This is a genomic window from Mesorhizobium sp. P3_B5 (assembly GCF_056402815.1).
Genome location: NZ_JBFUGR010000025.1, coordinates 23,296 through 29,788 on the forward strand (window position 1 = coordinate 23,296; position 6,493 = coordinate 29,788).

A 6,493-nucleotide genomic window follows, 5' to 3' on the forward strand; every position below is an offset into this window, starting at 1 on the left:
GGGCGGCTGCCGGCGAAGGCGGCCCCCGCCCCATTTTGGCCCGCGCGCATGAGACCTACGAGGATGATTGCGCGCGAGGCCCCGATCCCATAGATCATGCGACCCGAAAGCGTTCGGCAAGGGGACCCGCGTGATCATCGACAATGCCGCCTTCGAGCGCTACCGGCGTTCGCCGAACGACAAGACGACCTTGCCGCGCCTGCTGCTCGGAACGGTGATCGTCGTCGTCTTCTGGTTGGCAGTCACCGTGGTCGTGGTGTTTGGCGGCACCTATGCCTTTGTTGTCTGGATGGCCTCGACCGGCGGCTCGGTCGGCATCCAGCCGGTGCAGAATTTTCTGGCATCGCCCCCCGGCATTCTCGTTGCGCTGAGCTCGTTCGCCGGCATCTGGCTCGGCCTGTGGGTGGCCATGCGCTGGGTCCATGGCGAGCCACTGGCGGCGCTGATCGGTGCCAGCCGCCGAGTTTCGCGCAACGGCTTCCTGAAAGGCCTGGCCGCGGTGCTGATCACCTCGCTGTTTTCCGAAATCCTGCTCTATTGGTTGCAGCCCGGGATCGCACGCGGCGCAATCAGCCTGTCGTCCTGGCTGCTGTACCTGATCCCGATCGTTGCGCTCACCTTGCTGCAGACATCGTCCGAGGAGGCGCTTTTCCGCGGCTATCTGCTCAGAGGCCTGGCCAGCCGTTTCGAGAACCCGTTCATCTGGGCGCTGCTGCCGGCGCTGCTGTTCACCGCATTGCACTGGAGCACGAGTTCGACCGCCGCCATCAACGGCAGCGTGCTGGCCTCGATCGCCGCCTTCGCGTTGCTCTTGACGCTTCTGGTCTATATCACCGGCAACCTCGGCGCCGGCTTCGGCGCCCATCTTGGCAACAACCTGACCGGGTTCCTGCTGATTTCGCATCAGGAAAGCTACAATTCCTTCGCTTTGTTCAACGCCAAGCCGCTCGAAGGCGCCGACTGGACGACGACGAATGCAGTTCTCATCGCGACGATCGGCATCGTCAGCAGCCTGTTGACGATCCTGCTGCTGCTGCACCCGCGCTCGCCGCTGAAGGTCGAACCCGGCTTTTCGCGCACCGGCGGACCAGGCTGATGCGCATCACCCTGGTCGCTTCGGGTGTGCTCCCTGCGAGGGGCTATGGCGGCACTGAGCGCCAGGTCGATTGGCTGACGACCGAGCTGGTGCGCGCCGGCCACCATGTCGTGTTGATTGCAGGCTCCGGCTCAAGCCATCCGCTTTGCGAGGTGCGCGGCGTATCGTCGGAAGCGCAATGCCGGGCGGCCATTCCGGTGGATACCGACATCGTCCATTTCAACGGCTGGTACGTCGAGGTTCCGTTTCCGACCCTCAACACCGAGCACGGCTATTTGCCGGGCGAACCCAGGCGGCAGAAAAACTGGAATTTCGTCAGCGCCAGCCATGCGCGCAATCATGGCCGGAAGACCTTCGTCTACAACGGCTTTCCCGCTGATTCCTATCGGCTGGCCAGCTCGAAGAATGACCGCCTGCTGTTTCTGGCCGGCATCGCGCGCGCCGGCAAGAACCTCAATCGTGCCGTCGACCTTGCCAGGAGATACAATTTCCGCCTCGACATCGCTGGCGGGGCGCGCTGGACACTGCTGACGCGCAGCCAGGTCCGGCGCGACGGTGTGTTCTTCAAGAGCCTGGGGTCACGCTACCGTTTCCACGGCACCGTCGATGGTGACGAAAAGCTGCGTCTGCTGGGCGAGGCAAAAGCCTTTCTCAATCCGATCGCCTGGGAAGAGCCGTTCGGCATGGCGCCGGTCGAGGCCATGCTGTGCGGAACGCCGGTGCTGAGCACGCCGCGCGGCGCCTTGCCCGAGATCGTCGATGGCGACACCGGGCTGCTGTTCGACACCGACGCGGACTTCGCCGCCGCTCTCGATGCGGTTGCCGGGCTTTCCCCGCAACGCTGCCGCGACTCGGCCGCCGACCGGTTTCCAATCGCCAAAACCGCAAAGGGCTATCTCGATCTCTACGCGCGGATCCTGGATGGGGAAGTGCTGCCGTGAGCCGCATCCCGCCCAGACCTTGACTCCGCGGCCGATTTCCTGTCTACAGCCCGCGAAATCCGCGACGAGTATTCCTCCGAGCAAGCCGACCGGGACGCCGAAACCTCTTTGAGGTGAAGTGCTGTAAATCGATCCTGGAGGCCAACACCCGGCAGCGCTGAGCGCCCCCGGGTGCTTTTTGGCTTTGTGTTTGCCCGGGCTTTGTTTGGACAAGCTCTTTTGTTTGGACACTTGGCGCGAACGCATTACCTCTCGGGCACCATCCGGGTGCCCGAGAAAAGGAAAAAGAATGTTTGAATCCCTTCAGGAGCGCCTTGGCTCCATCCTGAACGGCCTGACCGGCCGCGGTGCGCTGTCGGAGGCCGATGTCTCGGCGGCGCTGCGCGAGGTGCGCCGCGCGCTGCTGGAAGCCGACGTGGCGCTGGAAGTGGTGCGTTCCTTCACCGACAAGGTGCGCGAGAAGGCTGTCGGCGCCGCCGTGGTCAAATCGATCAAGCCGGGACAGATGGTCGTCAAGATCGTCCATGACGAGCTGGTCGACATGCTCGGCTCCGAAGGCGTCGCCATCGACCTCAACGCGCCGGCCCCGGTCGTCATCATGATGGTCGGCCTGCAGGGCTCGGGCAAGACGACAACCTCGGCCAAGATCGCCAAGCGGCTTTCCGAGCGTCAGAACAAGAAGGTTCTGATGGCCTCGCTCGACACCCGGCGTCCGGCCGCGCAAGAGCAGCTTCGCCAGCTCGGCGAACAGATCAAGGTCGCGACGCTGCCGATCATTGCCGGTCAGAACCCGGTCGACATCGCCAAGCGCGCCGTGCAGGCAGCCAAGCTCGGCGGCCATGACGTCGTCATCCTCGACACCGCCGGCCGCACCCATATCGACGAGCCGCTGATGGTCGAGATGGCCGACATCAAGAAGGTGTCGAGCCCGCACGAAATCCTGCTGGTCGCCGATTCGCTGACCGGCCAGGACGCCGTCAACCTGGCGAAAAGCTTTGACGAGCGCGTCGGCATCACCGGCCTGGTGCTGACCCGCATGGACGGCGACGGCCGCGGCGGTGCAGCCCTTTCGATGCGCGCCGTCACCGGCAAGCCGATCAAGCTCATCGGTACCGGCGAAAAGATGGACGGGCTGGAGGAATTCCACCCCAAGCGCATCGCCGACCGCATTCTCGGCATGGGCGACATCGTCTCGCTGGTCGAAAAGGCCGCCGAAAACATCGACGCCGAACAAGCGGCGGCGATGGCCAAGAAAATGCAGTCGGGCAAGTTCGATTTGAACGACCTCGCCGGCCAGCTTCAGCAGATGTCGAAAATGGGCGGCATGGGCGGCATCATGGGCATGATGCCCGGCATGGGCAAGATGAAGGACCAGATGGCCGCCGCCGGCCTCGACGACAAGATGTTCGGCCGCCAGCTCGCCATCATCTCGTCGATGACCAAGGCCGAGCGCGCCAACCCGGACCTGCTGAAACATTCGCGCAAGAAGCGCATCGCCGCCGGCTCCGGCACCGATGCGGCCGAAATCAACAAGCTTCTGAAAATGCATCGCGGCATGGCCGACATGATGAAGGCGATGGGCGGCAAGGGCAAAGGCGGCGGCCTCATGCGCGGCATGATGGGCGGCCTCGCCTCCAAGATGGGTCTTGGCGGCATGATGCCCGGCGGCATGGGTGGTATGGGCGGCGGCATGCCCGATTTGTCGAAGATGGACCCCCAGCAGCTCGAAGCCTTGCAGAAGCAGGTGCCCGGCCTCGGTGGCATGAAGGGCTTGCCTGGCGGCCTTCCCGGCGGTGGCTTGCCCGGTCTGCCGGGTGGCATGAAGCTTCCGGGTCTTCCCGGCCTCGGCGGCGGCGGTCTGCCCGGTCTCGGCAAGAAGAAGTGAGGGCGTCATGAACGAAGAAAAAGACATGGCCGACGCACGCACCATCCTGGCCGACTACCGCGCCTCGATCGACAACATCGACGCGGCCCTCATCCATATGCTGGCCGAGCGCTTCCGCTGCACCAAGGCGGTCGGCGTGCTGAAGGCGACGCATGGTCTGCCGCCGGCCGACCCTGCGCGCGAGCAGCAGCAGATAGCCCGCCTTCGCCAGCTGGCGAAGGATGCCCATCTCGACCCGGATTTCGCGGAAAAATTCCTCAACTTCGTCGTCCGCGAAGTGATCCGACATCACGAACAGATCGCCGCCTCCAACGGCGTGACGAAAGCCGGCTAATAAAACAGCCACAACCAACCAACGAAATCAGAATTGTTAGGAGAAACAGAAATGCCGTTGAAAATCAGACTGGCCCGTGCGGGCTCGAAGAAGCGTCCTTACTACCACGTCGTCGTCGCCGACGCCCGTTCGCCGCGCGACGGCCGGTTCATCGAGTCGCTCGGCTCGTGGAACCCGCTGCTGCCCAAGGACGGCGAGCGCGTCAAGGTTGACGCCGACCGCGTCAAGCATTGGCTGTCGCACGGCGCCCAGCCGACCGACCGCGTGCTGCGCTTCCTCGACGAAGCCGGCATTGCCAAGCGCGACGCCCGCTCCAACCCGAAGAAGGCCGAGCCGGGCAAGAAGGCGCAGGAGCGCTCTGCCCTGCTGAAGAAGGCGCAGGAAGATGCCGCCGCCGCTGTTGCTGCCGCGGCAGCCGCACCGGCCGAGGCGGAAGCCGCCACAGCCGAGTAATTCGACTTCCATCTTTCATGAAAACGGCGGGCCTGTGCCCGCCGTTTTTTGTTGTATCGTCCGGTCAATAGCCCTCGGGGCAGCGGGCGATATAGGTACGCCCGTAGCGGTCGCGGTAGCGGCAGCGATCCGGTTCGTTCGCCCGGCCGATCAGCGCGCCAGCAACGGCGCCGACAGCACCACCGACGACTGCACCCTCCACCGGATCATTGGCCACCGCGGCGCCTATGGCCGCGCCACCCAGGCCGCCGACCGCCGCACCCTTTTCCGTTTGCGAGCAAGCGCCGAGCGGCACCAGCAACGCCATCAAAAGCATGATCTTTTTCATCGTCGTTCCTCTCCCAAGGGGCAAACTTTTCACCCACATTGGATCGACAACGCGCGAATGCACAATTTGATCCGCTTGGGCAACGACGAAATGGATCGCCCTACTTTTCGGTGGCCCGCTTCAAATTGGCGAGACCGGTCTCGAAATCCTTGCCGACCAGCCTGTCGAAGTTCATGAACACGCCGATCAGCTTGGCCATGAACGGATAGCGGCCGCGCATGGCCCAGGTGACGGTGGTTGCGTTGCCGGCCGGCTTCAAGGTGAACTCGACGGTGTTGTTGGCCTTGAACGGCTTCTCGAAGTCGAGCTTCAGCGCAATCAGCGAAGGCGGCACCGAACCGGTGATTTCCATGCGGCCGATGCCGGCCTTGCCGCCGCTGTGCCAGGCATAGGCGGCGCCCTTGCCGCTGTCGGCGCCGGACAGAGTGCGCTTCATCTCCGGGTCGAGTTTCTCGTAAGGCGACCAAACGCTCCAGCGCCTGAAATCGTTGATCTCAGGAAAGATCGCCTCGGGCAACGCATTGATGCTGGCCGAGCGGCTGACGATGAAATCATCCGGCCGGGTCGCCGCATAGATGAGCACGGCGGCGATCAGCACAACCAAGATGACGATGATGGTGGTGAGCATTCCTTTTTCTCCTTGTGTGCGCTTATCGGGTGAACGGAACGAGGGCACGCAGCCGGGGGTCCCTGAGATACAGGCCGCCCCACAGGATGATGCCAAGATAGACGCCGAACAGCGTGTGCGAAAACAGCAGGTTGTCGACGCGCACATTGGTGGCGATGGCGCCGCCCATATAGGCGGTGAGCAGGATGGCGCCGAGCACCGCGGTGCGTGGCAGCGCATAGAGCGCCGTCGAGACCAGGCCGATGATGCCGAGCAGGCGCGCAACATTGGGATCGGCCGGCCAGCCGAGCGGCACCATGGACTGGGTGACGATGTCGAGCGGCGGCAATTTGATGACGCCGTCGAAGATCATGAACAGCACGATGATGGCGCTGAGCCCGCGGCCGGTCCACAGGGCGCCTGATGAGATGGGCGCGGTTTGGGAAATGCTCATTGGTGTTCCTCCGTTTGGTTCGGGCACTGGCGGTTTTGCCAGGGTTGAACCAAGGACGGGGCACAGGCCGATGATCCGACAGGGTCGGGATTCTTTTTGGCGGTGGTCCCTCCACAGCAGGGCGAAAGTGGGCAGCCAGCCACCGCGCCTTCGTCATCCTCGGGCTTGACCCTAGGATCCTGTGTGTTGGTTCGGGTGTATGGTTGAAGTGGGAAGGAGGCCGAGAGGATCCTGGTCATCCCTTTCGGGATAGTCCGCGGCATGGCTCGGTCCCTTCCCACCACTGAACCATCAACCTGAACAGTTGCACGGGGCTGTTAGCAGCAGACCCCGCACCACAGGAAGAGGCCTGGACATGATAGTGCAGAACTATGTCGGCTGCGACATCTCCAAGC

The 6,493-nt window shown here is 63.7% G+C and carries 8 protein-coding genes; 5 read left to right on the plus strand and 3 right to left on the minus strand.

Annotation, left to right across the window (positions count from 1 at the left end):
* Positions 1-130 precede the first annotated feature (130 nt).
* The 5 genes from AC1DVW_RS28850 to rpsP all read left to right on the plus strand — a co-directional run bounded on the left by AC1DVW_RS28850 (position 131) and on the right by rpsP (position 4,709).
* Positions 131-1,096, plus strand: coding sequence for a lysostaphin resistance A-like protein (locus AC1DVW_RS28850; RefSeq protein ID WP_477327698.1), 966 nt, complete (start codon positions 131-133; stop codon positions 1,094-1,096).
* On the plus strand, positions 1,096-2,037 hold the full coding sequence (locus AC1DVW_RS28855) for a glycosyltransferase (protein WP_477327700.1): 942 nt from the start codon (positions 1,096-1,098) through the stop codon (positions 2,035-2,037). The genes AC1DVW_RS28850 and AC1DVW_RS28855 overlap by 1 nt, the downstream gene beginning before the upstream one ends.
* A gap of 289 nt (positions 2,038-2,326) precedes the next feature.
* Positions 2,327-3,922 carry a signal recognition particle protein gene (ffh, locus tag AC1DVW_RS28860; RefSeq protein ID WP_477327702.1) on the plus strand — a complete coding sequence of 532 codons (1,596 nt, stop codon included), beginning with the start codon at positions 2,327-2,329 and terminating at the stop codon, positions 3,920-3,922.
* 7 nt (positions 3,923-3,929) lie between these two features.
* Complete coding sequence (locus AC1DVW_RS28865; RefSeq protein WP_095083976.1) at positions 3,930-4,256, plus strand: chorismate mutase; 327 nt, start codon at positions 3,930-3,932, stop codon at positions 4,254-4,256.
* Positions 4,257-4,307: 51 nt separating this feature from the next.
* Positions 4,308-4,709, plus strand: a complete 402-nt coding sequence (gene rpsP, locus AC1DVW_RS28870; RefSeq protein WP_477249566.1) for a 30S ribosomal protein S16 — start codon at positions 4,308-4,310, stop codon at positions 4,707-4,709.
* 64 nt (positions 4,710-4,773) lie between these two features.
* On the opposite strand, the gene AC1DVW_RS28875 is transcribed toward rpsP, so the two are convergent.
* The 3 genes from AC1DVW_RS28875 to AC1DVW_RS28885 form a co-directional block, all read right to left on the minus strand.
* The gene (locus tag AC1DVW_RS28875) at positions 4,774-5,037 is read right to left on the minus strand and encodes a glycine zipper domain-containing protein (protein WP_477327704.1); all 264 of its coding nucleotides are present in this window, start codon (positions 5,035-5,037) and stop codon (positions 4,774-4,776) included.
* 100 nt (positions 5,038-5,137) lie between these two features.
* Positions 5,138-5,665, minus strand: coding sequence for an SRPBCC family protein (locus AC1DVW_RS28880; protein ID WP_477327706.1), 528 nt, complete (start codon positions 5,663-5,665; stop codon positions 5,138-5,140).
* Positions 5,666-5,687: 22 nt separating this feature from the next.
* Positions 5,688-6,098 carry a DoxX family protein gene (locus AC1DVW_RS28885; RefSeq protein ID WP_477327708.1) on the minus strand — a complete coding sequence of 137 codons (411 nt, stop codon included), beginning with the start codon at positions 6,096-6,098 and terminating at the stop codon, positions 5,688-5,690.
* Between the last annotated feature and the right edge of the window lie 395 nt (positions 6,099-6,493).

What these genes read in the sequence shown, in the direction of transcription:
- AC1DVW_RS28880 (WP_477327706.1), bottom strand. Translation starts at nt 5,665, where the DNA reads ATGCTCACCACCATCATCGTCATCTTGGTTGTGCTGATCGCCGCCGTG.
- AC1DVW_RS28875 (WP_477327704.1), bottom strand. Translation starts at nt 5,037, where the DNA reads ATGAAAAAGATCATGCTTTTGATGGCGTTGCTGGTGCCGCTCGGCGCT.
- rpsP (WP_477249566.1), top strand. Translation starts at nt 4,308, where the DNA reads ATGCCGTTGAAAATCAGACTGGCCCGTGCGGGCTCGAAGAAGCGTCCT.
- ffh (WP_477327702.1), top strand. Translation starts at nt 2,327, where the DNA reads ATGTTTGAATCCCTTCAGGAGCGCCTTGGCTCCATCCTGAACGGCCTG.
- AC1DVW_RS28865 (WP_095083976.1), top strand. Translation starts at nt 3,930, where the DNA reads ATGAACGAAGAAAAAGACATGGCCGACGCACGCACCATCCTGGCCGAC.
- AC1DVW_RS28855 (WP_477327700.1), top strand. Translation starts at nt 1,096, where the DNA reads ATGCGCATCACCCTGGTCGCTTCGGGTGTGCTCCCTGCGAGGGGCTAT.
- AC1DVW_RS28885 (WP_477327708.1), bottom strand. Translation starts at nt 6,098, where the DNA reads ATGAGCATTTCCCAAACCGCGCCCATCTCATCAGGCGCCCTGTGGACC.